This window comes from Burkholderia lata (assembly GCF_902499335.1).
In the GTDB taxonomy this organism is placed as follows: domain Bacteria; phylum Pseudomonadota; class Gammaproteobacteria; order Burkholderiales; family Burkholderiaceae; genus Burkholderia; species Burkholderia lata_B.
In genome coordinates, this window is record NZ_CABVQK010000011.1 from 1 (window position 1) to 26,368 (window position 26,368).

24 protein-coding genes are annotated in these 26,368 nt (G+C 68.3%); 17 read left to right on the forward strand and 7 right to left on the reverse strand.

Features of this window, described 5'->3' with window-relative positions:
* Positions 1-459: 459 nt before the first annotated feature.
* Both BCO18175_RS25770 and BCO18175_RS25775 read left to right on the forward strand, forming a co-directional pair.
* Entirely contained in the window at positions 460-2,055 is a 1,596-nt protein-coding gene (locus tag BCO18175_RS25770) for an ABC transporter substrate-binding protein (protein WP_174973989.1), read from the forward strand.
* Positions 2,056-2,254: 199 nt separating this feature from the next.
* A complete protein-coding gene (locus tag BCO18175_RS25775; protein ID WP_174985339.1) occupies positions 2,255-3,901 on the forward strand; it encodes an ABC-F family ATP-binding cassette domain-containing protein in 1,647 nt (548 codons plus the stop codon).
* Between the two features lie 16 nt (positions 3,902-3,917).
* On the opposite strand, the gene BCO18175_RS25780 is transcribed toward BCO18175_RS25775, so the two are convergent.
* Complete coding sequence (locus BCO18175_RS25780; protein WP_174985341.1) at positions 3,918-4,997, reverse strand: MBL fold metallo-hydrolase; 1,080 nt, start codon at positions 4,995-4,997, stop codon at positions 3,918-3,920.
* Between the two features lie 304 nt (positions 4,998-5,301).
* On the opposite strand from BCO18175_RS25780, the gene aceK reads away from it, so the two are divergent.
* From aceK to bioB, 9 genes are all read left to right on the forward strand, one after another.
* Positions 5,302-7,119, forward strand: coding sequence for a bifunctional isocitrate dehydrogenase kinase/phosphatase (gene aceK / locus BCO18175_RS25785; protein ID WP_174985343.1), 1,818 nt, complete (start codon positions 5,302-5,304; stop codon positions 7,117-7,119).
* Positions 7,120-7,174: 55 nt separating this feature from the next.
* Positions 7,175-7,942: a carbonate dehydratase gene (gene can / locus BCO18175_RS25790; protein WP_122946385.1), complete on the forward strand. Its 768-nt coding sequence runs from the start codon at positions 7,175-7,177 to the stop codon at positions 7,940-7,942.
* A gap of 111 nt (positions 7,943-8,053) precedes the next feature.
* Positions 8,054-8,731, forward strand: coding sequence for an SDR family oxidoreductase (locus tag BCO18175_RS25795; RefSeq protein ID WP_085042709.1), 678 nt, complete (start codon positions 8,054-8,056; stop codon positions 8,729-8,731).
* 37 nt (positions 8,732-8,768) lie between these two features.
* Complete coding sequence (locus tag BCO18175_RS25800; RefSeq protein WP_043187089.1) at positions 8,769-9,206, forward strand: YchJ family protein; 438 nt, start codon at positions 8,769-8,771, stop codon at positions 9,204-9,206.
* Positions 9,207-9,312: 106 nt separating this feature from the next.
* Positions 9,313-10,584 (forward strand): dienelactone hydrolase family protein, encoded by a 1,272-nt coding sequence (locus BCO18175_RS25805; protein ID WP_174985345.1) that lies wholly within the window; start codon positions 9,313-9,315, stop codon positions 10,582-10,584.
* 512 nt (positions 10,585-11,096) lie between these two features.
* Positions 11,097-12,443: an adenosylmethionine--8-amino-7-oxononanoate transaminase gene (gene bioA, locus BCO18175_RS25810; RefSeq protein ID WP_174985347.1), complete on the forward strand. Its 1,347-nt coding sequence runs from the start codon at positions 11,097-11,099 to the stop codon at positions 12,441-12,443.
* Positions 12,440-13,744 carry an 8-amino-7-oxononanoate synthase gene (gene bioF, locus BCO18175_RS25815; protein WP_174985349.1) on the forward strand — a complete coding sequence of 435 codons (1,305 nt, stop codon included), beginning with the start codon at positions 12,440-12,442 and terminating at the stop codon, positions 13,742-13,744. Before bioA ends, bioF begins: the two co-directional genes overlap by 4 nt.
* Positions 13,741-14,460 (forward strand): dethiobiotin synthase, encoded by a 720-nt coding sequence (gene bioD / locus BCO18175_RS25820; RefSeq protein ID WP_174985350.1) that lies wholly within the window; start codon positions 13,741-13,743, stop codon positions 14,458-14,460. Before bioF ends, bioD begins: the two co-directional genes overlap by 4 nt.
* Positions 14,461-14,515: 55 nt before the next feature.
* Positions 14,516-15,538: a biotin synthase BioB gene (bioB, locus tag BCO18175_RS25825; protein WP_174985352.1), complete on the forward strand. Its 1,023-nt coding sequence runs from the start codon at positions 14,516-14,518 to the stop codon at positions 15,536-15,538.
* Positions 15,539-15,617: 79 nt separating this feature from the next.
* On the opposite strand, the gene BCO18175_RS25830 is transcribed toward bioB, so the two are convergent.
* Positions 15,618-16,535: a LysR family transcriptional regulator gene (locus BCO18175_RS25830; RefSeq protein WP_069249003.1), complete on the reverse strand. Its 918-nt coding sequence runs from the start codon at positions 16,533-16,535 to the stop codon at positions 15,618-15,620.
* Positions 16,536-16,794: 259 nt separating this feature from the next.
* Here BCO18175_RS25830 and BCO18175_RS25835 point away from each other — a divergent pair, with 259 nt between their 5' ends.
* The 6 genes from BCO18175_RS25835 (at position 16,795) to BCO18175_RS25860 (ending at position 22,739) form a co-directional block, all read left to right on the forward strand.
* Entirely contained in the window at positions 16,795-17,577 is a 783-nt protein-coding gene (locus tag BCO18175_RS25835) for a 5-oxoprolinase subunit PxpA (RefSeq protein ID WP_089441145.1), read from the forward strand.
* 16 nt (positions 17,578-17,593) lie between these two features.
* Positions 17,594-17,836, forward strand: coding sequence for an acetyl-CoA carboxylase (locus BCO18175_RS25840; protein ID WP_089457021.1), 243 nt, complete (start codon positions 17,594-17,596; stop codon positions 17,834-17,836).
* Between the two features lie 4 nt (positions 17,837-17,840).
* Positions 17,841-19,304 carry an acetyl-CoA carboxylase biotin carboxylase subunit gene (locus tag BCO18175_RS25845; RefSeq protein WP_174985354.1) on the forward strand — a complete coding sequence of 488 codons (1,464 nt, stop codon included), beginning with the start codon at positions 17,841-17,843 and terminating at the stop codon, positions 19,302-19,304.
* Complete coding sequence (locus BCO18175_RS25850; RefSeq protein ID WP_174985356.1) at positions 19,301-20,176, forward strand: 5-oxoprolinase subunit B family protein; 876 nt, start codon at positions 19,301-19,303, stop codon at positions 20,174-20,176. Before BCO18175_RS25845 ends, BCO18175_RS25850 begins: the two co-directional genes overlap by 4 nt.
* Entirely contained in the window at positions 20,166-21,161 is a 996-nt protein-coding gene (locus BCO18175_RS25855; protein WP_174985358.1) for a biotin-dependent carboxyltransferase family protein, read from the forward strand. The genes BCO18175_RS25850 and BCO18175_RS25855 overlap by 11 nt, the downstream gene beginning before the upstream one ends.
* A 222-nt stretch (positions 21,162-21,383) precedes the next feature.
* Positions 21,384-22,739: a purine-cytosine permease family protein gene (locus tag BCO18175_RS25860; protein ID WP_174985360.1), complete on the forward strand. Its 1,356-nt coding sequence runs from the start codon at positions 21,384-21,386 to the stop codon at positions 22,737-22,739.
* 25 nt (positions 22,740-22,764) lie between these two features.
* Here BCO18175_RS25860 and BCO18175_RS40650 read toward each other — a convergent pair whose 3' ends face one another.
* The 5 genes from BCO18175_RS40650 to BCO18175_RS25885 all read right to left on the reverse strand — a co-directional run bounded on the left by BCO18175_RS40650 (position 22,765) and on the right by BCO18175_RS25885 (position 26,118).
* Positions 22,765-22,965 (reverse strand): hypothetical protein, encoded by a 201-nt coding sequence (locus BCO18175_RS40650; RefSeq protein ID WP_254608171.1) that lies wholly within the window; start codon positions 22,963-22,965, stop codon positions 22,765-22,767.
* A 79-nt stretch (positions 22,966-23,044) separates the two neighbouring features.
* A complete protein-coding gene (locus BCO18175_RS25870) occupies positions 23,045-23,770 on the reverse strand; it encodes a copper homeostasis protein CutC (RefSeq protein ID WP_174985362.1) in 726 nt (241 codons plus the stop codon).
* Between the two features lie 108 nt (positions 23,771-23,878).
* Positions 23,879-24,283, reverse strand: a complete 405-nt coding sequence (locus BCO18175_RS25875; protein WP_174985364.1) for a hypothetical protein — start codon at positions 24,281-24,283, stop codon at positions 23,879-23,881.
* Complete coding sequence (locus BCO18175_RS25880) at positions 24,280-24,663, reverse strand: hypothetical protein (RefSeq protein ID WP_174985366.1); 384 nt, start codon at positions 24,661-24,663, stop codon at positions 24,280-24,282. The genes BCO18175_RS25875 and BCO18175_RS25880 overlap by 4 nt, the downstream gene beginning before the upstream one ends.
* 168 nt (positions 24,664-24,831) lie before the next feature.
* Complete coding sequence (locus BCO18175_RS25885; protein ID WP_174917184.1) at positions 24,832-26,118, reverse strand: sensor domain-containing phosphodiesterase; 1,287 nt, start codon at positions 26,116-26,118, stop codon at positions 24,832-24,834.
* Positions 26,119-26,368 lie beyond the last annotated feature (250 nt).

Sequence of the window (26,368 nt, forward strand, 5' to 3'; positions counted from 1 at the left end):
CTCCGTCTCTCCGTCTCTCCGTCTCTCCGTCTCTCCGTCTCTCCGTCTCTCCGTCTCTCCGTCTCTCCGTCTCTCCGTCTCTCCGCCTCTCCGCCTCTCCGCATCACCACATCACCACATCACCACATCACCACATCACCACACCGACGCCTGGCCGCTTCACTGCTTCGATTCGCGGCACGCCCGCACCGCTCCCGCGCCGTCCCCGACGCACCGCTGCCCAGCATCCCCGGCGCCAGCTCTCCTCGGCCCGCGACCTCCTCCGCCCCTGCCGCCCCAACACCCGTTCCGTCGCGAACGCAGTCGTTTTTCGGTCAATTCACCGCGTTCAGGCGCCTTTTTTCACGCGTCGCGCGCTTTGACGGTATGCTATTCGCCAGCCGCGCCGGCCCTGTCCGATTCCGGGCCGCGCCCGCATCCCGTCACCCAGCAAAAAACACAAGCCACGTGGGAGATCCTATGCAGGTCAAGCTGTTCGCCGCGGCCACGCTCGCCGCCGCCCTCGCCGCCCCCGGCCTCGCCGCCGCCAAGCCGCTCACCGTGTGCACGGAATCGAGCCCGGACGGCTTCGACGTCGTGCAGTACAACTCCCTCGTCACGACCAACGCATCGGCCGACGTGATCTTCAACACGCTCGTGTCGTACGACGAAGCCGCGAAGAAAGTCGTGCCCGCGCTCGCCGACAAATGGGACGCGAGCGCCGACGGCCTCACGTACACGTTCCATCTGCGCCCGAACGTCGCGTTCCAGACCACCGACACCTTCAAGCCGAGCCACGCGCTCGACGCGGACGACGTCGTGTTCACGTTCTCGCGGATGCTCGACGATTCGAACCCGTGGCACAAGGTGGCCGGCGCGAGCGGCTTCCCGCACGCGCAGTCGATGGGCCTCGTGAAGCTCGTGAAGTCGGTCACGAAGGTCGACGACAGCACGGTGAAGTTCGTGCTGAACGAGCCGAACGCGACCTTCGTACCGATCCTGACGATGGGCTTCGCGTCGATCTACTCGGCCGAATACGCGGACCAGCTGCTGAAGGCCGGCAAGCAGGCCGACCTGAACGCGAAGCCGGTCGGCACCGGCCCGTTCGTGCTGAAGAGCTACACGAAGGACGCGCTGATCCGCTACGACGTGAACCCGACGTACTGGGGCACGAAGCCGAAGGTCGACCGGCTGATCTACGCGATCACGCCCGACCCGTCGGTACGCCTGCAGAAGGTGAAGGCCGGCGAATGCCAGATCGCGCTGTCGCCGAAGCCGCAGGACGTACTCGCCGCGAAGGGCGAAAGCGCACTGAAGGTCGTGCAGACGCCCGCGTTCATGACCGCGTTCGTCGCGCTGAACACGCAGAAGAAGCCGCTCGACAGCGACAAGGTGCGTGAAGCGCTGAACCTAGCGTTCGATCGCGCGACCTACCTGAAGGTCGTGTTCGACAACACCGCCACGGCCGCGAACAACCCGTATCCGCCGAACACGTGGAGCTACGCGAAGGACGTCGCGCCGTATGCGTACGACCCCGCGAAGGCGAAGCAGCTGCTCGCGCAGGCGGGCTTCCCGAACGGCTTCTCGACGACGATCTGGACGCGCCCGACCGGCAGCGTGCTGAACCCGAACCCGAAGGTCGGCGCGGAGCTGCTGCAGGCCGACCTCGCGAAGATCGGCGTGAAGGCCGAGGTCAAGGTGATCGAATGGGGCGAGCTGATCAAGCAGGCGAAGCTCGGCCAGCATGACATGCTGTTCATGGGCTGGGCCGGCGACAACGGCGATCCGGACAACTACCTGTCGCCGCTGTTCAGCTGCAATGCGGTGAAGTCGGGCATCAACTTCGCGCGTTTCTGCGACACGCAGCTCGACAAGCTGATCGCCGACGGCAAGTCGACCGCCGACCAGGCCAAGCGCGCGAAGCTGTATGAAGCCGCGCAGAAGATCATCCACGACCAGGCGCTGTGGATTCCGCTCGGCTACCCGACCGCGGCCGCGCTCACGCGCACGAACGTGAGCGGCTATCACGTGAGCCCGTTCGGACGGCAGAACTTCACGACCGTCGCCGTGCAGTAACGCGACCCTCGCGCGTGGCACGCAAGCGACGGTGCGTCGGGCCGTCGCTTGCGGCCCGCGCGCCGCGCTTGCTACACTGCGCGCTCATTCCTCATACCGGACGCCAGCCAAAGTGAACAACTAAGCCTTCCCAAAATGTTTTCGCCGCCGTGCCACGCACGCCGCGCGCGAAGGTCTTCACGCATTTTCGGAGGTGCTTATGGCTGCTGCCACGCCCACCGGCGCGCTCGTCGCGCTTCATCACGTTTCCTTCCGCTTCGACGACGGCTTCACGCTGTTCGATTCGCTCGACCTTTCCATCGACCGCACGCCGACCGGCATCGTCGGCCGCAACGGCATCGGCAAGAGCCAGCTCGCGCAACTGATCGCGGGCCGCTGCGCGCCGAGCGCGGGGACGATCGACCGGCACACGTCAATCGTCTACGTCGCGCAACAGCACGACGACGACAACGTAGCGACCGGTCCGCGAACCGTCGCGCAGATCGCCGCGCTCGATGCGCCGCTCGGCGCGCTCGCGCGCCTCGCCGACGGCCGCGCGGAACCGCACGACTTCGACCTGATCGGCGATCGCTGGGATCTCGCGGAGCGGCTGCGCAGCGCGCTCGACGCGGCCGGCCTGCACGACGTGCGCGCCGACACGCCCGCGCAGGCACTGAGCGGTGGGCAGCTCGCGCGGGTCGCGCTGATCGGCGCGTTGCTGTCCGGCGCCGGCCTGCTCGTGCTCGACGAACCGACCAACCATCTCGACGCGCCCGGCCGCGCGTGGCTGCGTGCGGCACTCGACGGCTGGCGCGGCGGCCTCGTCATCGTGAGCCACGACCGTGCGCTGCTTGCCGACGTGCAGCGCATCGTCGAGCTGACGCCGCACGGCGTGCGCTCGTACGGCGGCAACTACGCGCTCTACCGCGCGCAGCGCGACGCTGAACAGGATGCCGCGCAGTCGGCGCTCGACAACGCGCGTGCCGAACGCGGACGCGTCAGGCGCAGGCTCGAACAGGAGCACGACACGATCCAGCGCCACGCGGCTGCGTCGCTGCGCGAGGCGAAGACGGCCAACCTGTCGTCGATGGCAAAACAGAGCCGCAAGGGCGCGGCGCGCAGCATCATGGGGCACGTCCGGCGCCATCAGAATGAATTCAAGGCGACGCTCGACGAACGCGTGCAGGAAGCGGCCGCGCGCGTCGAAGCCGATGCGCCCGTGCTCGTGTCGCTGCCGGGCACCGAGGTCAGCGCGCGCCGCCAGCTGTTCACGCTCGAAACCGCGCAACTGCCGTGGCGCATCACGGGCGATGCCGATGCGATCACGTGGTCGGCGAGCGGCGCCGTGCGCATCGCGCTGACCGGCCCGAACGGCTGCGGCAAATCGACGTTGCTGCGAATGCTCGCGGGCGAGCTTTCGCCGCGTTCAGGCGCATGCACGACGCACGTAAGTGCCGCGTATCTCGACCAGCGGCTCGCGCTGCTCGATCCCGATCGTTCGATCGTCGAGCAACTGGGGCTGCTCGATACGCCGCTCGCCGAAGGCGACCTGCGCAGCCGGCTTGCGCTGCTGCAGCTCGACGCGACGCGTGCGACGCAACCCGCGCGGCAGCTGAGCGGCGGCGAACGGCTGAAGGCCGCGCTCGCGTGCGCGTTGTGGCGCGGCACGCCCGCGCAACTGCTGCTGCTCGACGAGCCGACCAACCACCTCGATCTCGAATCGGTGCGTGCGATCGAAGCCGCGCTGGCCGGCTTCCCCGGTGCGATCGTGGTCGCGTCGCACGACACCGCGTTTCTCGCGGCGCTCGACCCGACGCACACGATGCAATGGCATCGCGACGGGTGGCGCTACGAACCCGTCGTGTGAGGAGCACGCAGCGGTGTCAGCCGGCGGTGCGGAACCGCAGCACGCCGTCGTCGCCCTGCTCGCGCACGAGTTCGCTCGCGAGCCACAGCAGGTTCAGGTGCGCGAGCGCCTCGCCGAGCGCGAACGTCATCTGGTGGATGTCGAGCTCGCGGCGGCGGAACATGATCGGCACGATGTCGGCCGCGCTCATCGGCTTTTCCGCGCATGCGACGCGTACTTCGGCCAGGCGCGCGTCGTGGTGTTCGCGCAGTTGCGTGATGCGCGTGCGCACGCCGCGGAACGGCTTGCCGTGCGACGGCAGCACCAGCGTGTCGGGCGCCATCGTCTCGTAGCGGCCGAGCGACTGCAGGTACAGCGCGAGCGGGTTTGCTTCCGGTTCGAGGTCGAATACCGACACGTTCGTCGAGATGCGCGGCAGCACCATGTCGCCGGAGATCAGCACGCCGTCCGCTTCGCTGTGCAGCGCGCAATGTTCAGGCGAATGGCCGAAGCCGGTCACGACATGCCACGTACGCGCGCCGATCGTCACCGCGTCGCCTTCACGCAGGCGCCGGTAGCGCGGCGGCACGGCCGGCACGAGATCCGCGTAGTAGCTGCGGCGGTTGCGCAGCTTGTCGAGCGCGGCCGGATCGGTCAGCCCGTGGCGCGCGAAGTGATCGGCCGCGGCCGCGCCGCCCGCGTTCGAGCCGTTGCCGGCCGCCATCAGGCAGCCGAACATGTACTCGCCGAGCGTCATCCACAACCGCACGTTCCAGCGGCCCTTGTCGCCGCCTTCGCACAGCCAGTTCGCGAGGCCGAAGTGATCGGGGTGGCAGTGCGTGACGAGCACGCGCAGCACGGGCAGGCCGTCGAGATGCGTGTCGAAGATCTGCTCCCAGTGCGTGCGGATCGCATCCGACGAGATCCCGCAATCGACGATCGTCCAGCCGGCCTGCCCGTCGATCTCGTCGCGCAGCAGCCAGAGGTTGATGTGATCGAGCGAGAACGGCAGCGGCATGCGCAGCCAGCGCACGCCGGGCGCGACCTCGAACGTGTCGCCCGCGGCAGGCAGCGTGTCGGCGAAGGGATAGTCGAGTTGGTGTTCCAGTGCGTTCATCGGTGGGGCGTCTCGTCGTTATCGGTGCGAATGCGCGCCGGCGGCAGGCCGTGGCGGGCGTTCCGTCGATTCTATCGCCGTCCCGAGGAACGCGTGCCCGGCGGCCAGCGCCCCGTCAAAAAAAGTTCGTGCCAGAATCGGTTCCGTACCCGTATCTTTACGCGAAGATGCACCGAACGGCACCCAACGGCGGATAACCCGCCGCCAGCCGGCCGGCCGCGCAACGCCGCGAAGTCCTTGAACCGCCCGCTTGGGCGCTAAAATGGCGAGTGCTTACAGCCCCTCCCGAACGAGCCTGCACGCGATGAATCACTTCCCCAAACTGCTGTCTTCGCAGATCGGTTTCGACGTCGCGCAGACGATGCTCGAAAACTTCGACCGCCACTACCGGATCTTCCGCGAGGCGGCCGTCGAAGCGAAGACGCTGTACGAGCATGGCGACTGGCACGGGCTGCAGCGGCTCGCGCGCGAGCGGATCACGTCGTACGACGATCGCGTGAAGGAATGCGTCGAGGTGCTGGAAGACGAATACGACGCGGAAAACATCGACGACGAAGTGTGGCAGCAGATCAAGCTGCACTACATCGGCCTGCTTACGTCGCACCGCCAGCCCGAGTGCGCGGAGACCTTCTTCAATTCGGTGTGCTGCAAGATCCTGCACCGCTCGTACTTCAGCAACGATTTCATCTTCGTGCGCCCGGCGATCTCGACCGAGTATCTGGAGAACGACGAGCCGGCCGCGAAACCGACCTACCGCGCGTACTATCCGGGCACCGACGGGCTCGCGACCACGCTCGAGCGGATCGTCACGAACTTCCAGCTCGAGCCGGAATTCGACGATCTCCCGCGCGACATCGCGTGCGTGATGCAGGCGATCCACGACGAATTCGGCCACTTCGACGAAGCGCCGAATTTCCAGATCCACGTGCTGTCGTCGCTGTTCTTCCGCAACAAGAGCGCATACATCGTCGGCCGCATCATCAACGCCGACCGCGTGCTGCCGTTCGCGGTGCCGATCCGCCACGTGCGCCCGGGCGTGCTCTCGCTCGACACCGTGCTGCTGCGGCGCGACCAGCTGATGATCATCTTCGGCTTCTCGCACTCGTACTTCCTCGTCGACATGGGCGTGCCGTCCGCGTACGTCGACTTCCTTTGCACGATCATGCCCGGCAAGCCGAAGGCGGAGATCTACACGTCGGTCGGCCTGCAGAAGCAGGGCAAGAACCTGTTCTATCGCGACCTGCTGCACCACCTGTCGCACTCGAGCGACCGCTTCATCATCGCGCCCGGGATCAAGGGCCTCGTGATGCTCGTGTTCACGCTGCCGTCGTTCCCGTACGTGTTCAAGATCATCAAGGATCACTTCCCGCCGCCGAAGGAGACGACGCGCGCGCAGATCATGGAGAAGTACCAGCTCGTGAAGCGCCACGACCGCCTCGGGCGGATGGCCGACACGCTCGAGTATTCGAGCGTCGCGCTGCCGATCGCGCGGCTCGACCACGCGCTCGTGCGCGAGCTGGAAAAGGAAGTGCCGTCGCTGCTCGAATACGAGGACGGCAATCTCGTGATCGAGCACCTGTACATCGAGCGCCGGATGACGCCGCTCAACCTGTACCTGCAGAACGGCTCCGATACCGACGTCGAGCACGGCGTGAAGGAATACGGCAACGCGGTGAAGGAGCTGATGAAGGCGAACATCTTCCCGGGCGACATGCTGTACAAGAACTTCGGCGTCACGCGCCACGGCCGCGTCGTGTTCTACGACTACGACGAGATCGAGTACCTGACCGACTGCAACGTGCGCCGCGTGCCGCCGCCGCGCAACGAGGAAGACGAGATGTCCGGCGAACCGTGGTATACCGTCGGCCCGCACGACATCTTTCCGGAGACCTACGGGCCTTTCCTGCTCGGCGACCCGCGCGTGCGCGACGTCTTCATGAAGCATCACGCGGACTTTTTCGATCCCGCGCTGTGGCAGGCCAGCAAGGACAAGCTGATACAGGGCGAATTGCCCGACTTTTATCCGTACGACACCGCGCTGCGCTTTTGCATGCGCTACCCCACGCGCTTCGGCGCGACGGACCAGAATGATGGTACAGGCGACGCGCAGCGCGCCGCCTGACGCCCACGACACCGCACCGATTGCGACCCGATTTCCGTCAACGGAATCCACACCGATGAACACCCAAGACAATCCGCTTTCACACCTGTTCGACAACAACGACGCCTGGGTCAAGCACAAGCTCGAAGACGACCCGCAATTCTTCGCGCGTCTCGCCGACCAGCAGGCGCCGGAATATCTGTGGATCGGCTGCTCGGATTCGCGCGTGCCCGCGAACGAGATCATCGGCCTGCCGCCGGGCGAAGTGTTCGTCCACCGCAATATCGCGAACGTGGTCGTGCACAGCGACCTGAACTGCCTGTCCGTGATCCAGTTCGCGGTCGACATCCTGCGCGTGAAGCACATCATGGTCGTCGGCCACTACGGCTGCTCGGGCGTGAACGCCGCCCTGCTCAACCGCCGTGTCGGCCTCGCCGACAACTGGCTGCATCACGTGCAGGACGTGCGCGAGCGCCACGCGGCGCTGCTCGACGAATGGCCGGTGGGCGAAGCGCGCTATCGCCGCCTGATCGAGCTGAACGCGATCGAGCAGGTCGTCAACGTGTGCCGCACGACGATCGTCAACGATGCGTGGGCGCGCGGCCAGTCGCTCACCGTGCACGGGCTCGTGTACGGCGTGCACGACGGCCGGATGCGCAACCTCGGGATGGCCGTGTCGAACTTCGAAGCGCTCGGCGAGACCTACACGCGCTGCGTGGCCGCACTCACCGCCGGCGGCGAGCATGCACCGGCCAACGACATGATCGCGGCAGACGCCGCGCGGCTCGAAGGCGTCGCACAGGCTGTCGCCGCCACGCTGAAGCCGTGCGACGACGCGAAGTAACGCCGCTGGCTGCGCGACGGCAGCGGCGCCGGCGCGCAGCCGCGCGCCCCATCGAACGGATCTGATCCCGGCGCCGCCGCCAAGGCGGCGCCAAGCACAGGAGCGACGGGCATGAAAACCGCATTGATCGTCGGAGCATCGCGCGGCCTCGGCCGCGAATTCGTCCGCCAATACCGGCGCGACGGCTGGAACGTGATCGCCACCGCGCGCGACGACGCCTCGCTCGACGCGCTGCGCGCGCTCGGCGCGCAGGCCCATGCGCTCGACATCACGCAGCCCGAGCAGATCGCGGCGCTCGGCTGGAAGCTCGACGGCGAGCGGCTCGATGCGGCCGTGCTGGTGTCGGGCGTGTACGGGCCGCGCACCGAGGGCGTCGAGACGATCACCGCCGAGGATTTCGACGCGGTGATGCATACGAACGTGCGCGGACCGATGCAGTTGCTGCCGATCGTGCTGCCGCTCGTCGAGGACGCGCGCGGCGTGCTGGCCGTCGTGTCGAGCCGGATGGGCAGCATCGCCGAGGCGACCGGCACGACCGGCTGGCTGTACCGCGCGAGCAAGGCCGCGCTGAACGACGCGCTGCGCATCGCGTCGCTGCAAACGCGCCACGCCGCGTGCATTTCGCTCCACCCCGGCTGGGTGCGCACCGACATGGGCGGCGCGCAGGCCGCGATCGATCCGGAAACCAGCGTGACCGGCATGCGCCGCGTGATCGCCGAATCCGGCGCGGACGTGTCGCAGGCAAACGGCCGTTTCTTCCAGTACGACGGTATCGAGCTGAGCTGGTAGGCAGCCGACAACCTTGCGTCGTTAATTCCTGTTTCGCATGATTTTGAACCGACCTGACGCGTGCCCGTGCGGCGGCGCGTCCCCCGCTCCCGCCGGCAAAGCGCCGGCGCCCCGTTATGCGGCCTGCTGCGGCCGCTTCATCGACGGCGGCGAAGCCGCGCCGACCGCGCTCGAGTTGATGCGCTCGCGGTATAGCGCGTACGTGCTCGGCGCGACCGACTACCTGCGCGCGACGTGGGCCGCGCGCACCTGCCCGCCCGATCTCGACACCGACCCCGAAGCACCCGACGCGCCGCGCTGGCTCGGCCTCGCGGTCAAACGCCATGCGCCGCTCGACGAACGGCACGCGGAGGTCGAATTCGTGGCTCGCTACAAGGTCGGCGGGCGCGCTTACCGGCTCCACGAGACGAGCCGTTTCGAGCGCGACGAGCACGGTTTCTGGCGCTACGTCGACGGAGAAGTAAGTGAACGTTGACAAATAGTTGCTGTGTCAGACGCCGGGTAATTCCCGCATTGCACAACCCGAATTTGTCGGGCTACGATGACCTCGAATTGGTCATGTTGCATGGCAGGGCTTACGAATGGCGTTCAGCAAAGTATTGGTGGGATGGATGGCGGCATGTGCGCTGTCGGCCGCTCAGGCCGGTACGCTGCCGAACGCCAATACGGGCACGGGTACCGGCGTCAGCGGGTCACTTGCCCACGCCGAACGCTTCGACTACAGCGATTCGAACCTGCCGCAGGTCGCCGCCGACCTGAACGAACAGATCCTCCGCATTCCGGCCGACGCATCGGGCACCGTTACGCTCGAGGCAACGCTCTTCAAGCCGAACGGCCCCGGCCCGTTCCCGCTCGTCGTCTTCAACCACGGCAAGAACACCGGCGATCTCCATCAGCAGCCGCGCAGCCGGCCGCTCGCGTTCGCGCGCGAATTCGTGCGCCGCGGCTATGCGGTGATCGCACCGAATCGCCAGGGCTTCGCAGGCTCGGGCGGCACGTACCAGCAGGAAGGCTGCAACGTCGGCAAGAACGGCCTCGTGCAGGCGGCCGACGTCGACGCGACGGTGCGCTACATGTCGCGCCAGTCGTATGTCGATGCGTCGCGCATCGTCGTCGCCGGCACGTCGCACGGCGGCCTCGTATCGGTCGCGTACGGCACCGAAGCCGCACCGGGCGTGCGCGGCATCATCAACTTCTCCGGCGGGCTACGCCAGGACCTCTGCGACGGCTGGCAGAAAAACCTCGTCGACGCGTTCGACCAGTACGGCGCGCGCACGGCCGTGCGGTCGCTGTGGCTGTACGGCGACAACGATTCGGTATGGACGCCCGGGCTCGTCGCGCAGATGCACGACGCGTACGTATCGCACGGCACGCAGGCCCGGTTCATCGATTTCGGCCGCTACAAGGACGACGCGCACCGGCTGATCGTCGATCGCGACGGCGTGCCCGTGTGGTGGCCGGCCGTCAACGCGTTCCTCGCGCAGCTGAACCTGCCGACCTCGGTGCGCTACGCAGTCGCGAACCCGCACGAGCCGAAGGCGAGCGGCTATGCGTCGATCGACGCGGTCAATGCGGTGCCGTTTGTCGACGAAGCCGGCCGCGAAGGCTATCGCCGCTTCCTGAACCAGCATCCGAGCCGCGCGTTCGCGGTGTCGTCGGAAGGTGCATGGTCGTGGGCCGAAGGCGGCGACGACCCGATGGCGCTCGCGCTCGACAACTGCGCGAAGCAAGATGCGGGCGCTTGCCGGCTGTATGCGGTCAACGACCGGGTCGTGTGGAACACGACGCAGACAGCCGACAACGACGACAGCGACGCACGCGGCACCGATACGCCGGCGCTGGCTTCGCGTTGACGAACGGCGGCCTTCGCCGCCGTTTTTCGTTTTCCCTCCCCCTTTTTCGTTTCTTCGCAGCCGCGCCGCATGCAGCGTTCGCGGCCGACGTCGCGGACCGTGGCACGCACCGCATGCCGGCGTGAACACGCCGTCTGGCCGCGCCATGCCCCGGGTGCCCGTCCTCGCCCGCTTGCATTCTTTCTTTCCGATCACGTGGGGGCCACATCGTCCCGCGCCGCCTTTTCCCCCTTCGCTCCCCGATTTCTCCCCCCGCCGCGCCGCCCGCCCCACGATTTTTTTCGGTTGGGGGGTCTCACTCGAACGTCGTCATCTGCGCTCATTTCGGGATATCTGAACCGTACCGTTCCGAGCCGCCCCGATCTGCGCCGAACTCCCGTCCGGCAAGGCTTTGCGGCGTTTGTAACCGGTAGTGCAACGGGTCGCGGAACACGCTAATCTCAGCGCGATTCGTGTCTCGCCGCGCGGCATCCCGTCGATGCCGCGCGGCCGTTTTATCCCCCGGAGCCGCCTTGAGTACGCCAGCCACCGACGACTGGGTCGCGCGCAGCCTGCGCGCGGTCTGGCACCCCTGCACCCAGATGAAGCATCACGAGCGCCTGCCGCTCATCCCCGTCGCGCGCGGCGCGGGCCTGTGGCTGTACGACCGTGACGGCCGCCGCTACTTCGATGCGATCAGCTCGTGGTGGGTCAACCTGTTCGGCCATGCGAACCCGGACATCAACGCCGCGCTGAAGAACCAGCTCGACACGCTCGAGCACGCGATGCTCGCCGGCTGCACGCACGAGCCGGCGATCGAGCTCGCGGAGCGGCTGCACGTGCTCACCGCGCGCACGCTCGGCCATGCGTTCTTCGCGTCGGACGGCGCGTCGGCGGTCGAGATCGCGCTGAAGATGAGCTTCCACGCGTGGCGCAACCGCGGCCGCGCGAACAAGCAGGAATTCGTCTGCGTAGCGAACAGCTATCACGGCGAGACGATCGGCGCGCTCGGCGTGACCGACGTCGCGCTGTTCAAGGACGCGTACGACCCGCTGATCCGCCATGCTCACGTCGTCGCGTCACCTGACGCGCGCGGCGCGCTGCCGGGCGAAACGGCCGCCGACGTCGCAGGCCGCGCGCTTGCCGACGTGCGGCGCCTGTTCGTCGAACGCGGCGACCGGATCGCCGCGCTGATCGTCGAGCCGCTCGTACAGTGCGCGGCCGGCATGGCGATGCACGATCCGTCGTATGTACGCGGGCTGCGCGCGCTGTGCGACGAATTCGGCGTGCACCTGATCGCCGACGAGATCGCGGTCGGCTGCGGCCGCACCGGCACCTTCTTCGCGTGCGAGCAGGCCGGTGTCTGGCCCGATTTCCTGTGCCTGTCGAAGGGCATCAGCGGCGGCTACCTGCCGCTATCGCTCGTGCTCACGCGCGACGACGTGTTCGCGGCGTTCTACGACGACGACACGACGCGCGGCTTCCTGCACTCGCATTCGTACACCGGCAACCCGCTCGCGTGCCGCGCGGCGGTCGCGACGCTCGACCTGTTCGCACGCGACGACGTGCTCGCGGCCAATGCCCGCAAGTCGGCGACGATGCGCGCGGCGCTCGCGCCGCTCGACGCACACCCGCAGGTACGCCACCTGCGCGAGCGCGGCACGCTGTTCGCATTCGACGTTGCGCTCGACGGCGACGCGGCGCGCGGCTTCTCGCGTCGCTTCTTCGAACGCGCACTGGAACGCGAGATGCTGCTGCGCCCGATCGGCACGACCGTGTACCTGATGCCGCCGTACGTGATGACCGACGACGACATCGCATGGCTCGCGCAAAGCACGCGCGACACGCTCGATGCAACGCTGGAGGAAGTCGCACGATGACCAACCCTCTGCTCGATACCCTGCAACGCGGCCTCGCCGATCTCGACGCGCAAGGCCTGCGCCGCGTGCGCCGCACCGCCGACACCGCGTGCGATGCGCGCATGACCGTCGACGGTCGCGAGATCGTCGGCTTCGCAAGCAACGACTATCTCGGCCTCGCCGCGCATCCGGCGCTCGTCGCCGCGTTCGCCGAAGGCGCGCAGCGCTACGGCTCCGGCAGCGGCGGCTCGCACCTGCTCGGCGGCCATTCGCGTGCGCACGCGACGCTCGAAGAAGAACTCGCGGCCTTCTCGGGCAGCTTCTCCGACGCGCCGCGCGCGCTGTACTTCAGCACCGGCTACATGGCGAACCTCGCCGCGATGACGGCGCTCACCGGCAAGGGCGCGACGATCTTCTCCGACGCGCTGAACCACGCGTCGCTGATCGACGGCATGCGGCTGTCGCGCGCGAACGTCCAGGTCTATCCGCATGCGGACACGGCCGCGCTCGCCGCGCTGCTCGACGCATCCGATGCCGAAACGAAGCTGATCGTCAGCGACACCGTGTTCAGCATGGACGGCGACCTCGCGCCGCTGGCCGAACTCGTCGCGCTGGCCGAACGCCACGGCGCATGGCTCGTCGTCGACGATGCGCACGGCTTCGGCGTGCTCGGCCCGCAGGGCCGCGGCGCGCTCGCCGCCGCCGCGCTGCGTTCGCCGCATCTCGTGTACGTCGGCACGCTCGGCAAGGCCGCCGGCGTCGCGGGTGCATTCGTGATCGCGCACGAGACCGTGATCGAATGGATGATCCAGCGCGCGCGCAGCTACATCTTCACGACGGCTGCGCCGCCGGCCGTCGCGCACGCGGTATCGGCCAGCCTGAAGGTGATCGCGGGCGACGAAGGCGACGCGCGCCGCGCGCATCTCGCCGCGCTGATCGAACGCACGCGCGCGCTGCTGCGCAACACGCGCTGGCAGCCGGTCGATTCGCACACGGCCGTGCAGCCGCTCGTGATCGGCAGCAACGACGCGACGCTCGCGGCGATGCGCGCGCTCGACGCGCACGGCCTGTGGGTGCCCGCGATCCGGCCGCCGACGGTGCCCGTCGGCACGTCGCGGCTGCGCGTGTCGCTGTCGGCCGCGCATTCGTTCGACGATCTCGCGCGGCTCGAAGCCGCACTGATCGAAGCCAGCGACGCGGCTGCTGCCTCCGTTGACGCGGCTCCGCAGGAGACGGAACAGCCCCCACGCTCACTGCGTTCGCTGCCCCCCGAGGGGAGCGCAGCCTCCCTTGGGGCGGCCCGGCGGGAGACTGCAGCATGACCGCTCCGCTCTCGCTGTTCGTCACCGGCACCGACACCGAAATCGGCAAGACCTTCGTATCGGCCGCGATGCTGCACGGCTTCGCGCGGCACGGCCTGCGCGCGGCCGCATTGAAGCCCGTCGCGGCCGGTGCGTATGAACGCGACGGCGTGTGGCGCAACGAGGATGCCGACCAGCTCGACGCAGCCGCGAACGTCGTATTGCCGCCCGAACTGCGCACGCCGTTCCTGCTGAAGGCACCGGCCGCGCCGCATATCGTCGCCGCGCAGGAAGGCGTGACGCTCGACATCGACACGATCGTCGCATGCCATCGCGAAGCGCTGACGCGCGCGGATATCGTCGTCGTCGAAGGCGCCGGCGGCTTTCGCGTGCCGATGAACGACACGCAGGACATGGCCGATCTCGCGGTCGCGCTCGGCGTGCCGGTCGTGCTCGTGGTCGGCGTGCAGCTCGGCTGCATCAACCACGCGCTGCTCACCGCCGACGCGATCGCCGCACGCGGCCTCAAGCTCGCCGGCTGGGTTGCGAACCACGTCGACCCGGCCATGTCGTTCCCCGACGAGAACATCGCGACGATGCGCGACTGGCTCGCCCGCGAACACGGCGCGCCGCTGCTCGGCCGTATTCCGCACCTGAGCCCGGCCGCCCCCGAATCCGCCGCGGCGATGCTCGACATCGCCGCGCTCGTCGAGACGCTGCGCACCGCGCAGCATTGACCCAACAGAAACTGATCCCCCGATCCCTCATCCCCGACCAGGACAGGAAAACGATATGACCCAAGCCCAGACCGCCGCCAACGTGCAACCCGACGCGATTCCCGTGGCCGCTCCGGTCTCGCAGCGCTGGCGCGTCGCCGACGTCGTCGCGCTGTTCGAGCTGCCGTTCAACGACCTGATCTTCCGCGCGCAGCAGGTGCACCGCGAACACTTCGATGCGAACGCGGTGCAGCTGTCGACGCTGCTGTCGATCAAGACGGGCGGCTGCGAGGAAGATTGCGGCTACTGCTCGCAGTCGTCGCACCACGACACGGGCCTGAAGGCCGAGAAGCTGATGGACGTCGACGCGGTGCTCGATGCCGCGCGCGCGGCGAAGGCGAACGGCGCGAGCCGCTTCTGCATGGGCGCCGCGTGGCGCAACCCGAAGGAGCGCCACATGCCGGCGCTGACCGAGATGGTGCGCGGCGTGAAGGAACTCGGCCTCGAGACCTGCATGACGCTCGGCATGCTGGAAGACGAGCAGGCGCAGGAACTCGCGAACGCGGGCCTCGACTACTACAACCACAACCTCGACACGTCGCCGGAGTTCTACGGCCAGGTGATCTCGACGCGCACCTACCAGGATCGCCTCGACACGCTCGACCGCGTACGTGACGCGGGCATCAACGTGTGCTGCGGCGGCATCATCGGCATGGGCGAATCGCGCCGCGAACGCGCGGGCCTGATCTCGCAGCTCGCGAACCTGAACCCGTATCCGGATTCGGTGCCGATCAACAACCTCGTCGCGATCGAAGGCACGCCGCTCGAAGGCACCGCGCCGCTCGACCCGTTCGAATTCGTGCGCACGATCGCGGTTGCGCGGATCACGATGCCGAAGGCCGTCGTGCGCCTGTCGGCCGGCCGCGAGCAGCTCGACGACGGGCTGCAGGCAATGTGCTTCCTCGCCGGCGCAAACTCGATGTTCTACGGCGACCAGCTGCTGACGACGAGCAACCCGCAGTCGCAGAAGGATCGCGCGCTGTTCGAGCGCCTCGGCATCCGTTCGAGTGACGCGGACGCGATGTCGGCGAACGCGTAAGCGCAACGCACGGCGGATTCGTCCGCCGCATGAAAAAGCCGGGATACGTCCCGGCTTTTTTTACGCGTGCGCCGCGCACTCAGCCCGCACCACCCAACGCACGCGGCTCCATGAACGTGTGCCGGAAATAGTCGCGCACCGCGTGCATCGCGGGGCTCAACTCGATGTCCTTGCGCCAGGCGAGACCGACGCTCATCGGCGGCACCGGGTCGCGCAGCACGATCGTCTCGATCCGACGCCCTTCGAGCGACCACGGCCGGTACACCATGTCGGACAGGATCGCGACGCCGCTGCCGTTCGCCACCATGCTGCGTACCGCCTCGACCGACGACGTGCGCAGGATCACGTTCGGCCGGTACGGCGTCTCGTTCCAGTAGCGCAGCGCCGTCTGCCCGGCCTCATCGACCGTCAGCATCACGAATGGCTCGCGCGCGACTTCCGCGAACGTGACGCTCTCGTGCCTGAGCAACGGGTGATGCGCGCCGACCCACAGCCGCCGCACCGAGTGGATCACCGGCTCCAGCACGAGTGCCGGATTCGACACGTTCGACGTGAGCAGCACGGCCATGTCGTAGCGGCCCGCGATCAGCCCTTCCTCGATCGACTCGCGGTTCAGCTCGTGCAGGTGGATCGTCAGCCGCGGGTACAGCGTGTTCAGCCGCAGCACGTGATGCGGCAGGAAGTAGCCGAGCACCGTGTAGCTCGCGGCGATCGCGAGCGTGCCGGTCAGCGTGCTTTCGAGGTTCGGGATCCGCATCGCCTCGTCGACCGACGACAGGATCGTGTACGCGTGATTCAGGAAGCGCCGCCCCGTGTCGGTGAGCGTCACGCCCGACGGCGTGCGCAGAAAGAGCTGCGTGCCGAGGCTGTCCTCCAGTTCCTTGATCGCGCTCGTCACGGCCGACTGCGAAATCGTGAGCTGGATCGCGGCCTGCGAGATCTGGCCGAGCTCGGCGGTCGCGACGAAATACTTGAGCTGTCTGAGGGTCAGGGCCATGGTCGATGAGAAAACAGATGGGCACGCGATAAACATCATAACAACCGTGCCGCACCCATGAACCCGACCTCGTGGAAACCCTGCCATCCCTGCTCCGGCGGTGCTTGGTGGCCGATTTCCTCGATATCGAAAAAATCGATACGGTCGCATATAAAAATAGAACTTTTTTGACGCACCCCACGCGGCTAACCTGCGTTCAACACGGTTTCGGCATGCGCCACGACGCACGCGAACCGGAGAACCTGGAGGAGCACACCGTATGAGGAAGCACAGCGTCGACCTGAACTCCGACATGGGAGAAGGCTTCGGCCCGTGGACGATCGGCGACGGCGTCGACGAGCAGATCATGCCGCTCATCAGCTCGGCAAACATCGCCACCGGCTTTCACGCCGGCGATCCGAACATCATGGCGCGCACGGTGCAGCTCGCGCGTGACGCCGGCGTCGGCATCGGCGCGCACCCGGGCTTTCGCGATCTCGTCGGCTTCGGCCGCCGCACGATCGCCGAAACGCCGCAGGCGCTCGTCAACGACATCCTGTACCAGCTCGGTGCGCTGCGCGAGTTCGCGCGCCTGAACGGCGTCAGCCTGCAGCACGTGAAGCCGCACGGCGCGCTCTACATGCACGCGGCGGCCAACGAGGCGTTCTCGCGGCTGCTGATCGAAACGCTGCAGCGCGTCGATCCGGGCCTGTGGCTGTACTGCATGGAGGCGTCGGTCACGTACCGCGTCGCCGTCGAATACGGGCAGCCGGTGATCCGCGAGTTCTACGCCGATCGCGACTACGACCGCAGCGGCTCGATCGTGTTCACGCGCCGCGTCGGCCGCCTCGATCCGCGCCAGGTCGCCGACAAGGTGCTGCGCGCCTGCATCGACGGCAAGGTGCGGACGATCGACGGCGACGACATCGACATCGATTTCGATTCGGTCTGCATCCACAGCGACACGCCGGGCGCGCTCGACCTCGTGCGCGACACGCGCCACGCGCTGATCCGTGAAGGCATCCGGACCGCCGGGCCGCAACCGCTCGCCGCCCATCACTGATTCAAGGAGACACACGATGGCATTGCACGAAATCGTCAGCCCGCTGCCGGGCACCTTCTACCGGCGCCCGTCGCCCGATGCGGACTACTACGTCGCGGTCGACGCGACGGTCGCCGCCGGCGCGGTGGTCGGCCTCGTCGAGGTGATGAAGCAGTTCACCGAGATCGAAGCCGATGCCGCAGGGCGCGTGGTCGAGCTGCTCGTCGAGGACGGCGAGCCGGTCGACGCGGGCCAGGTGCTGATGCGGATCGAGGGGTGACGCGATGAAACCGGAAACCTCTCCCGACACGTTCTACCGCCCGTCGCGGATCCGGACCGTGCTGGTCGCGAACCGCGGCGAGATCGCGGTACGCGTGATCCGCGCCGCGCGCGAACTCGGCATGCGCGCGGTCGCCGTGGTCAGCGACGCGGACCGCGACAGCCTCGCCGCACGCATGGCAGATGAAGCCGTTCACATCGGCTCGTCGCACGCGGCGAAAAGCTACCTGAATCCCGCCGCGATCCTCGACGCCGCGAGGCAGTGCGGCGCGGACGCGATCCATCCCGGCTACGGCTTCCTGTCCGAGAACGCGGCTTTCGCCGCGCAGGTGGAAGCGGCCGGCCTCATCTTCGTCGGTCCGGACTCGCGGGTGATCGCGACGATGGGCGACAAGGCACGCGCACGCGAAACCGCGCGGCGCGCCAACGTGCCGACCGTGCCCGGCAGCGACGGCGTCGTGCAATCGCTCGACGAGGCGCGGGAAGTCGCCGCGCGCATCGGCTACCCGATCATGATCAAGGCGGCCGCCGGCGGCGGCGGGCGCGGCATCCGCGTCGCGCACGACGCCGCGCAGCTCGACGCCGAGCTGCCGCTCGCGCAGCGCGAGGCGCAGGCCGCGTTCGGCGACGGTGGCGTGTACCTCGAACGCTTCATCGCGCGGGCGCGCCACATCGAAGTGCAGGTGCTCGGCGACGGCCGCAACGTGATCCACCTGTTCGAGCGCGAATGCTCGCTGCAGCGGCGGCGCCAGAAAATCCTCGAGGAAGCACCGTCGCCTTCGCTCACGCCCGCGCAGCGCGACGCGCTGTGCGCGTCGGCCACGCGACTCGCGCAGGAGGTCGGCTATCGCAGCGCGGGCACGCTCGAATACCTGTTCGACGACGCGCGCGGCGAGTTCTACTTCATCGAGATGAACACGCGCATCCAGGTCGAACATCCGGTGACCGAGGCGATCACCGGCGTCGATCTCGTGCGCGAGACGCTGCGCATCGCCGACGGCGAGCCGCTGCGCTTCGCGCAGCAGGACATCGCGATGCGCGGCGCGGCGCTCGAATGCCGGATCAACGCAGAAGACCCGCTGCAGGATTTCCGCCCGAACCCCGGCCGGATCGACGAACTGGTGTGGCCGACCGGCCCCGGCGTGCGCGTCGATTCGCTGCTCTATCCGGGCTACGTCGTGCCGCCGTTCTACGATTCGCTGCTCGCGAAGCTGATCGTGCACGACGAGAGCCGTGCGGCCGCGCTGCGGCGCCTGGCCCGCGCGTTGGGCGAGCTGCACGTCGGCGGCCTGAAAACGACCGCGCCGCTGCACGTCGCGCTGCTCGCGGACGACGACGTGCGCGCCGGGCGCTATCACACGAATTTCCTCGAAGCGTGGATGCCGCGATGGCGTGAGGCTGCGACGGCCGCCGCGCAACAACACGCAGCCGAGAACACAGACGCCGTGCGCGTCGGGGAGGCGATGTGACGACCCGTTATACGTTCGGCGGCGACGAGTTCGTGTTCGTCGAAATCAGCGAATCGATGTCGCTCGATGCGTTCTTCAAGGGCACGGCGATCACGCGCGAACTGCAGCGCCGCGCGGTGCCGGGCATCACCGAGATCTGTCCGGCGAATGCGTCCTACCAGGTGCGCTACGACCCGGACGTGATCGAGCCCGATGCGCTCGTCGCGCTGTTGAAGACGATCGAGGCCGAAGTCGGCGACGCGCCGCTCGAACTCGACACGCGCATCGTCGAAGTGCCGGTGCTCTACAACGACCCGTGGACGCACGAGACGCTGATGCGATTTCGCGAACGCCACCAGGATCCGTCGTCGACGGATCTCGAATACGCGGCGCGCATCAACGGCAAGCGCGACGTCGATGAATTCATCGCCGCGCACTCGGGTTCGCCGTGGTTCGTGTCGATGGTCGGCTTCGTCGCGGGCCTGCCGTTCATGTACCAGATGGTCGAGCGCGAACGCCAGCTCGAAGTGCCGAAGTACCTGCGGCCGCGCACCGACACGCCAAAGCTGACGGTCGGCCACGGCGGCTGTTTCGGCTGCATCTACTCGGTGCGCGGCGCGGGCGGCTACCAGATGTTCGGCGTGACGCCGGCGCCGATCTTCGACCCCGCGCAGCGGCTCGACTACCTGCGCGACTTCATGGTGTTCTTCCGGCCCGGCGACATCGTGAAATTCCAGCCGATCGATCGCGCGACCTACGACGCCGCGGTGGCCGACGTCGAGGCCGGCACCTTCTCCCTGCGCGTGCGCCCGGTGAAATTCTCGCTCGACGCTTTCCTGCGCGATCCCGACGCATACAACCGCTCTCTCGTCGAGGTGCTGCATGCAAACTGACGCGCACAACCTGATCGAGGTCGTGAAACCCGGCCTCGCGACGTCGGTCCAGGACATGGGCCGGCAAGGCTACTACCACGTCGGCATTCCGCCGTCGGGCTCGCTCGACCAGTACGCGTCGCGCGCGGCGAACCTGCTGGTCGGCAATCCCGAAGAAGCGGCCGTGCTCGAGTTCACGCTGCTCGGCCCCGAACTGCTGTTTCATACGGATGCGCTGATCTCCGTCACCGGTGCCGAGATGACGCCGAAGATCGACGGCGTCGGCCAGCGCTGCAACGTCGCGCTGCGGATCCGCGCGGGCAGCGTGCTGTCGTTCAATTACGTGAAGGCGGGCGCACGCGCGTATCTCGCCGTCGCGGGCGGCATCGACGTGCCGGTCGTGCTCGGCAGCCGCTCGACCTACACGCTCGGCGCGATCGGCGGCCATGCGGGCCGGCGCCTGCAGAAGGGCGACCGTCTGCCGATCGGCGCCCCCGTCGGCACGCACCGCGAAGGGCGCGAGCTGCCGGCGGCCGTGAGCCGGCCGCTCGACAACCAGGTCGAGTTGCGCGTACTGACGGGCCTGTACCACTACCGGCTTACCGACGAATCGGCGCGCACCTTCTTCGACGACGAATGGACGGTCGCGCCCGAAGCCGACCGCATCGGCTACCGCTACAAGAACGGCCGCGCGCTGCAGTTCCGGCCACGCGAGCAGCCGTTCGGCGCGGGCGCCGATCCGTCGAACATCGTCGACGCGTGCTACCCGATCGGCTCGATCCAGGTGCCGGCCGGGCTCGAGCCGATCATCCTGCACCGCGACGCGGTGTCGGGCGGCGGCTACGCGACGATCGGCACGGTCATCAGCGCCGACATGGACCTGATCGGCCAGATGCAGCCCAACCACCGGGCGCGCTTCGTGCGCGTCACGATGGCCGACGCACTCGCCGCGCGCCGCGAGTACCAGCGACGCCTCACGCTGCTACGCGCCGTGCTGCGAGACTGAGCACCGGGCGCCCGGCGCGCGTGCCGGGCGCCTGAGCCCCCTCGTTTCTTTTCCGCTGTCGTGTCCCGCCCGCGCGGCTGTGCGCCGCGCGGCGGGGACGCTTGCGCGCTGTTTCCGTACCTGCCGAACCGGTTGCCCGCCCGACGTCGGGGCAACCCTGCGGATCGCATGTGCCGCGGCCGAGACGTCGTTCGCAGTTTCCGCTCATCAAGGAGCACGATCATGGCCAACCTGGCTCAGGCCCGCCCCGACGAGGATCTCGACCTGTCGACGCTCGCCGTTCCCGACCACGCGCGCATGCCGCCCTTTTCGCTGACGATGGCGTGGTGGGCCGTGTGCAGCGCGGTGTTCTACATCGTCGTGGGCGCCACGCTCGCGCTCACCTACGGCGCGCGCAACGCGCTGATCGGGATGGCGCTGTCGGTCGTGTCGTACGGCCTCGTCAACACGATCATCAGCCGCTATGCGATCCGCACGGGACTCTCGGTCGCGCTGTTCTCGCGCGTGCTGTTCGGCAGTGCCGGCGCGGCGCTCGCGACACTGATCTTCTTCGCGACGGCGATCTACTACGCGGTGTTCGAAGGCTCGGTGATCGCGGTTGCCGCGCATCACCAGTTTCCGGCGCTCGACTACAAATGGGCCGCGCTGATCGTCGTCTGCTACAGCGTGCCGCTCGTGTTCGGCAGCGTGCAGCACTGGCTCGACAAGTTCAACGGCGTGCTGCTGCCGTTCTACCTGCTCGGGCTGCTCGCGGCGGTCGGGCTCGCGACGGCCGAATACGGCTACAACACGGCCTGGCTCGATTTCGGCCCGACGGGCGCCGTGCCGGCCGGCGGCTGGTGGCACTGCTTCGTCTACTACATGGGCGTGTGGGTGCTGATGATGTTCACGTTCGACTACGCGCGCTTCGGCCGCAAGGAAGACGCCGGTTATCACGGCCGCTTCAACTTCGGGATGCCGTTCTACCTCGTCACGTTTCTCGTCAACGGCGCAGCCGGCATTTATCTCGTCAGCACGATTCCGGGGCTCGGTACGCTCTCCGAAGTATCGGTCGTGCTCGCGCTGCTGAAACTGATGGGGGGGTGGGGATTGCTGTTCGTGTGGGTCACGCAATCGCGCATCAACACCGCGAACTACTATCTCGCGACCGTCAACATGCAGGCGTTTTTCCTGAAGGTGGCCGGCGTGCGCGCGCCGAAGTTCGTGTGGGCGCTCGTGGTCGGCGCGGTCGTCTATGCGCTGATGATGGCGGACATCTTCTCGCGGATCCTGCAGGCACTCGCGTACCAGGGCATCTTCGTCGTCGCATGGGTCGGCGTCGCGCTCGCGCACATCCTGTCCGACCGGTATGGGCAGCTCGTCGGCGACGACGTCGAATGCCGCGACGCCCATGTGCCGACCTTCAACCCGGGCGGGCTAACCGCGTGGTTCGCCGGCGCGTTCGTTGGACTCGCGCTGAACCAGGCAACGGGGTTCGCCGCGTCGCTGTCGGCGCCCGCGACGTTCGTCGTGTCGTGGGTGGTCTATCGCGCGCTGCTGGGCACGGCAAAGCGGACCTGGTTCGTACGCAATACGTGACGGGGCGCCCGCACGCCGCCGTGCATCATCCGATCGTCGGCACCGCGTTGCCCTGTGCGTCGCGGATCACGGTCTTCTCGATCCGCCAGCGCACGCCGTCGAGCCCGTCGACCGCATACTCGCCGGCGCGCGGCTGCATCGGATAGACGCGCGCGCCGTCGAGCGCGTCCCAGCCCGGCACGCCGTCGTCCGTGCCGTCCTGCGTGGCGTGTGACGCCCCCGTCATGTGGCCCGCCCCTCCGGATGGCGTACCGGTGTGTCGTATCGGCGCGTACGGCAGCGGCCGCTACCGTGCGCCGTGTGCGTCACACGTGTGCCGCCGCACCGTCGATCGCCGCGCGCACGCGCTCGACGAGCGGTTGATCGACCGGTGCCAGCACCTCGCCGCGCGGCCGTACGCCCGAGCCGAAATGCACCGCGCGCACGCCGGTGGCGCGGACGAAATCGCCGACCGCGTCGATCGTGAGCCCCGAGCCGGCCAGCACCGTGCAGGTCGAGCCGGCCGCCTGCCGCACCAGCCGCGTGATCGTCGCGACCGCGTCGAGCACCGACGGATGGCCGCCCGACGTCAGCACCGACGTGACGGCCGGCACGCGCAGCAGCGCGTCGAATGCGGCGTTGAGGTCGCGCGACACGTCGAACGCGCGGTGGAACGTCAGCGCGCGGCCGTCCGCCGCGGCCGCGATGCGGGCCAGGGCGTCGAGATCGATGTCACCGCGCGCGTCGAGCGCGCCGAACACGACGCCGTTCGCCCCGGCCGCGACGGCTGCACGCACGTCGCGTTCGATCACGCGCAGGTCGTCGGCGTCATAGACGAACGACCGGCTGTGCGGTCGCACGATCACGTTGACGGGAATCGGCACGGCGGCCACGACGGCTTCGATCAGGCCGACGCTCGGCGTCAGCCCGCCTTCGGTGATCGCGGTCACGAGTTCGAGGCGATCGGCGCCCGCGCGGGCGGCGGCCTTCGCATCGCCGACGGTCGTGGCGATCACTTCGAGGAGAACGGAAGAGGCGGCGTTTCGGTTCATGGGCGGCCTGCGAATCGTCTGGACAATTCGCGCATCCTAGCCGAGCCGCGTGACGGACGCCAGCGTGACGGCCGCCGCGGCGTCAGCCGCGCTGCGCCAGTCGCACCGTCATCCGCGGCGCGCGAGCCACACGCCGACGAGCGCGGACAGGCCGGTCACCACGGTGCCCGGCGCGAACCGGAACATCCGCACGGTCATCTCCACGCCCTGCTGCTGCATCACGTCGACGATCCCGGGCGCCAACAGCACCGTAGCCCAGCCGAGCATCCCGAGCGCAGTGGTCGCGGTCGCGACGAGGAGCGCGATGCCCGCGCCGCGCGCGCGCGGCCGGAACGCGCCGGCGAACGCGCCCACAGCCAGGAGCACGGCCGACAACCCGAACAGCACGGTAACGAACGCGAGCATCGCCCCCGTATGGCCGAGCTTCAGGAACGCCATCATCTGCGCGGTGATCACGCACATCCCCGCGATCGTGAACAGCACGATCGCGAGCGCGTTGCGCGCGAAGCTCATGCGTTCGCCTGGAAATACGCGGTCGCGGGGCGCCGGAACATCAGGTAGACGAACAGCGCGAACAGCAGGACACCCGGAATCAGCACCGCGTACATCGACGCCGGCATGTTGATGAACGAGAACGCGAAGCTGAACGCGGAAATCGCGATGTAGGTCTTGCGCGACCATTCGCGGCCCTTGAGGATCGCGATGCCGACCACGACGTTCACGACTTCGAGGATCACGCTGATGCCGAGCGTCGCCCAGACGGGCAGCAGGTAGTGCGACAGCAGCGCCTGGGTGGTCGGCATGCCGATCGTGAATGGCGTATAGATGCACGTGATCGCGTTGGTCACGATGATGATCCACGCGAGAATGGTCAGCGAAATCGGTCTTTTCATTGTGTTTTCCTTGTTATTCGCCGCCATGGTGGCCCCCGGGACGGCGCGCTCGCGGTCACGATGGCCGCGGTCGGGCCATTGTCGAGGAAGCGCACGGCGAACGCAACGGAGCCGCCCCGCGACGGCCCGCCCCGTCCGCCCTGCTCACCGCCTGCGGTGCGCGCGGCGCTAGCCGGCGTCCGCTTCGTCGTCGCCCCAGTCGATATCGCCGCACAGCACGCGCTGCGCATCGCCGACGCGCACGGCCACCGACAGCGTCACGCACGGCTGCGCCTCGTTGATCGACAGGTACGGCCGCGTGACCTGCACGCGCCCCGGCTCGGCGATCGCCGAGCGGAAATACGGCCGGCGCAGCCAGTTCGCGCCCTGCGCGTCCGCCAGCGGCGAGAAGCGCGCCTCGGCGAGCGCGCGGTCGGCGCGCAGCACGACGTTGCGGCCCGACTGGCGGCCGTGCGCGTCGAGCAGGAAACAGCGCGCGGCCGCGTCGAGCGCGAGGAAGTTCCAGCACACCTCGTCGAGCGGCTCGCCGGCCGCAAGGCGCTCGGCCGCGCGTTCGAACGCGCGCAGGTACGGCGCGAGCCGCTGCGCATCGCGCCGCTCGCGCACTTCGGTCTGCTGCCGAAAGCGCTCGGTCAGCTCGCCGATGCAGCCCGTCGCGGCCGCGCTGTCGGGCAGCCCCGGCGCCGGCCGGCCGAAATAGTAGCCCTGCACGAAATCGGCCTCGCACGACAGCGCGATCTGCGCCTCGTGCTCGGTCTCGATGCCCTCGACGAGCACCAGCTTGCCGGCCTCGTGCAGCAGCGTCACGAGCCCGTGCAGGATCGCGGTGAGCCCCGTGCGGTGCGCCGCGTGCGACAGCATGATCCGGTCGAGCTTCACGATGTCCGGGTTCAGTTGCCAGATCCGCTCGAGGTTCGAGTGTCCCGCGCCGAAATCGTCGAGCGCGATCAGGAAGCCGTGCGTGCGGAATTCGCGCACGGCCTCGGCGAGCCGCTCGACGTCTTCCGCGCGCTGTTCGAGCACTTCGAGCACGATGCGGCGCGGCGGCATGCCGAGCCGCTTCAGGTTCGCCAGCAGCGCGGCCGCCTGGAACGGGTCGGTGAGCACGCCCGGATGCACGTTGAGAAACAGCCACTCGCGCTCGGCGCCGAGCAGCGCGAAGTTCTCGAGATGCAGCGCCTGCGCGAGCCGGTCGAGCTGCAGCAATTCGCCCTGGCGCGCGGCTTCGCCGAACACGTCGAGCGGCGACACCGCACGGTCGAGTGCGTCGTGCGCGCGCAGCAGCGCCTCGTAGCCCACCGCACGCTGGTGCGACAGGCTGAAAATCGGCTGGAACACGGTCGTGAGCGTCAGGTCGCGGTGCTGCGTCGCCAGACGTTCGAGGCCGGAACTCACCTCCCGCTCGAACCGGTACGGCGACGCGGCGGCCGGACGCTCCTGTTGCACGATCGTCATGCCTTCCTCCTGGTAGTGCCTTCGAACGCGGCGTCCGACGAAGCGAACGGCGCGTGCAATGTCATGGTTGGACCCTCGGTTGCCCGGTCGTCGCCGGGCGGCTGCCCCACATCAAGCAAGCTCCGTGCAAGGTGCCGGCAACCCGTGCGCCGCGCGGCTCGCGCCGTGCTGCCGCACCACCGTGGCGCATGTCGCGCGCACCATTTCGGTGCGCGCGCACCGGCCGCTCGAACGCATCCGTCACGCCAGC

Bases quoted from the DNA above. Each gene is read 5' to 3' on its own strand.
- BCO18175_RS25770 (WP_174973989.1), top strand. From the start codon at position 460: ATGCAGGTCAAGCTGTTCGCCGCGGCCACGCTCGCCGCCGCCCTCGCC.
- BCO18175_RS25775 (WP_174985339.1), top strand. From the start codon at position 2,255: ATGGCTGCTGCCACGCCCACCGGCGCGCTCGTCGCGCTTCATCACGTT.
- BCO18175_RS25780 (WP_174985341.1), bottom strand. From the start codon at position 4,997: ATGAACGCACTGGAACACCAACTCGACTATCCCTTCGCCGACACGCTG.
- aceK (WP_174985343.1), top strand. From the start codon at position 5,302: ATGAATCACTTCCCCAAACTGCTGTCTTCGCAGATCGGTTTCGACGTC.
- can (WP_122946385.1), top strand. From the start codon at position 7,175: ATGAACACCCAAGACAATCCGCTTTCACACCTGTTCGACAACAACGAC.
- BCO18175_RS25795 (WP_085042709.1), top strand. From the start codon at position 8,054: ATGAAAACCGCATTGATCGTCGGAGCATCGCGCGGCCTCGGCCGCGAA.
- BCO18175_RS25800 (WP_043187089.1), top strand. From the start codon at position 8,769: ATGATTTTGAACCGACCTGACGCGTGCCCGTGCGGCGGCGCGTCCCCC.
- BCO18175_RS25805 (WP_174985345.1), top strand. From the start codon at position 9,313: ATGGCGTTCAGCAAAGTATTGGTGGGATGGATGGCGGCATGTGCGCTG.
- bioF (WP_174985349.1), top strand. From the start codon at position 12,440: ATGACCAACCCTCTGCTCGATACCCTGCAACGCGGCCTCGCCGATCTC.
- bioD (WP_174985350.1), top strand. From the start codon at position 13,741: ATGACCGCTCCGCTCTCGCTGTTCGTCACCGGCACCGACACCGAAATC.
- bioB (WP_174985352.1), top strand. From the start codon at position 14,516: ATGACCCAAGCCCAGACCGCCGCCAACGTGCAACCCGACGCGATTCCC.
- BCO18175_RS25830 (WP_069249003.1), bottom strand. From the start codon at position 16,535: ATGGCCCTGACCCTCAGACAGCTCAAGTATTTCGTCGCGACCGCCGAG.
- BCO18175_RS25835 (WP_089441145.1), top strand. From the start codon at position 16,795: ATGAGGAAGCACAGCGTCGACCTGAACTCCGACATGGGAGAAGGCTTC.
- BCO18175_RS25840 (WP_089457021.1), top strand. From the start codon at position 17,594: ATGGCATTGCACGAAATCGTCAGCCCGCTGCCGGGCACCTTCTACCGG.
- BCO18175_RS25845 (WP_174985354.1), top strand. From the start codon at position 17,841: ATGAAACCGGAAACCTCTCCCGACACGTTCTACCGCCCGTCGCGGATC.
- BCO18175_RS25855 (WP_174985358.1), top strand. From the start codon at position 20,166: ATGCAAACTGACGCGCACAACCTGATCGAGGTCGTGAAACCCGGCCTC.
- BCO18175_RS25860 (WP_174985360.1), top strand. From the start codon at position 21,384: ATGGCCAACCTGGCTCAGGCCCGCCCCGACGAGGATCTCGACCTGTCG.
- BCO18175_RS40650 (WP_254608171.1), bottom strand. From the start codon at position 22,965: ATGACGGGGGCGTCACACGCCACGCAGGACGGCACGGACGACGGCGTG.
- BCO18175_RS25870 (WP_174985362.1), bottom strand. From the start codon at position 23,770: ATGAACCGAAACGCCGCCTCTTCCGTTCTCCTCGAAGTGATCGCCACG.
- BCO18175_RS25875 (WP_174985364.1), bottom strand. From the start codon at position 24,283: ATGAGCTTCGCGCGCAACGCGCTCGCGATCGTGCTGTTCACGATCGCG.
- BCO18175_RS25880 (WP_174985366.1), bottom strand. From the start codon at position 24,663: ATGAAAAGACCGATTTCGCTGACCATTCTCGCGTGGATCATCATCGTG.
- BCO18175_RS25885 (WP_174917184.1), bottom strand. From the start codon at position 26,118: ATGACGATCGTGCAACAGGAGCGTCCGGCCGCCGCGTCGCCGTACCGG.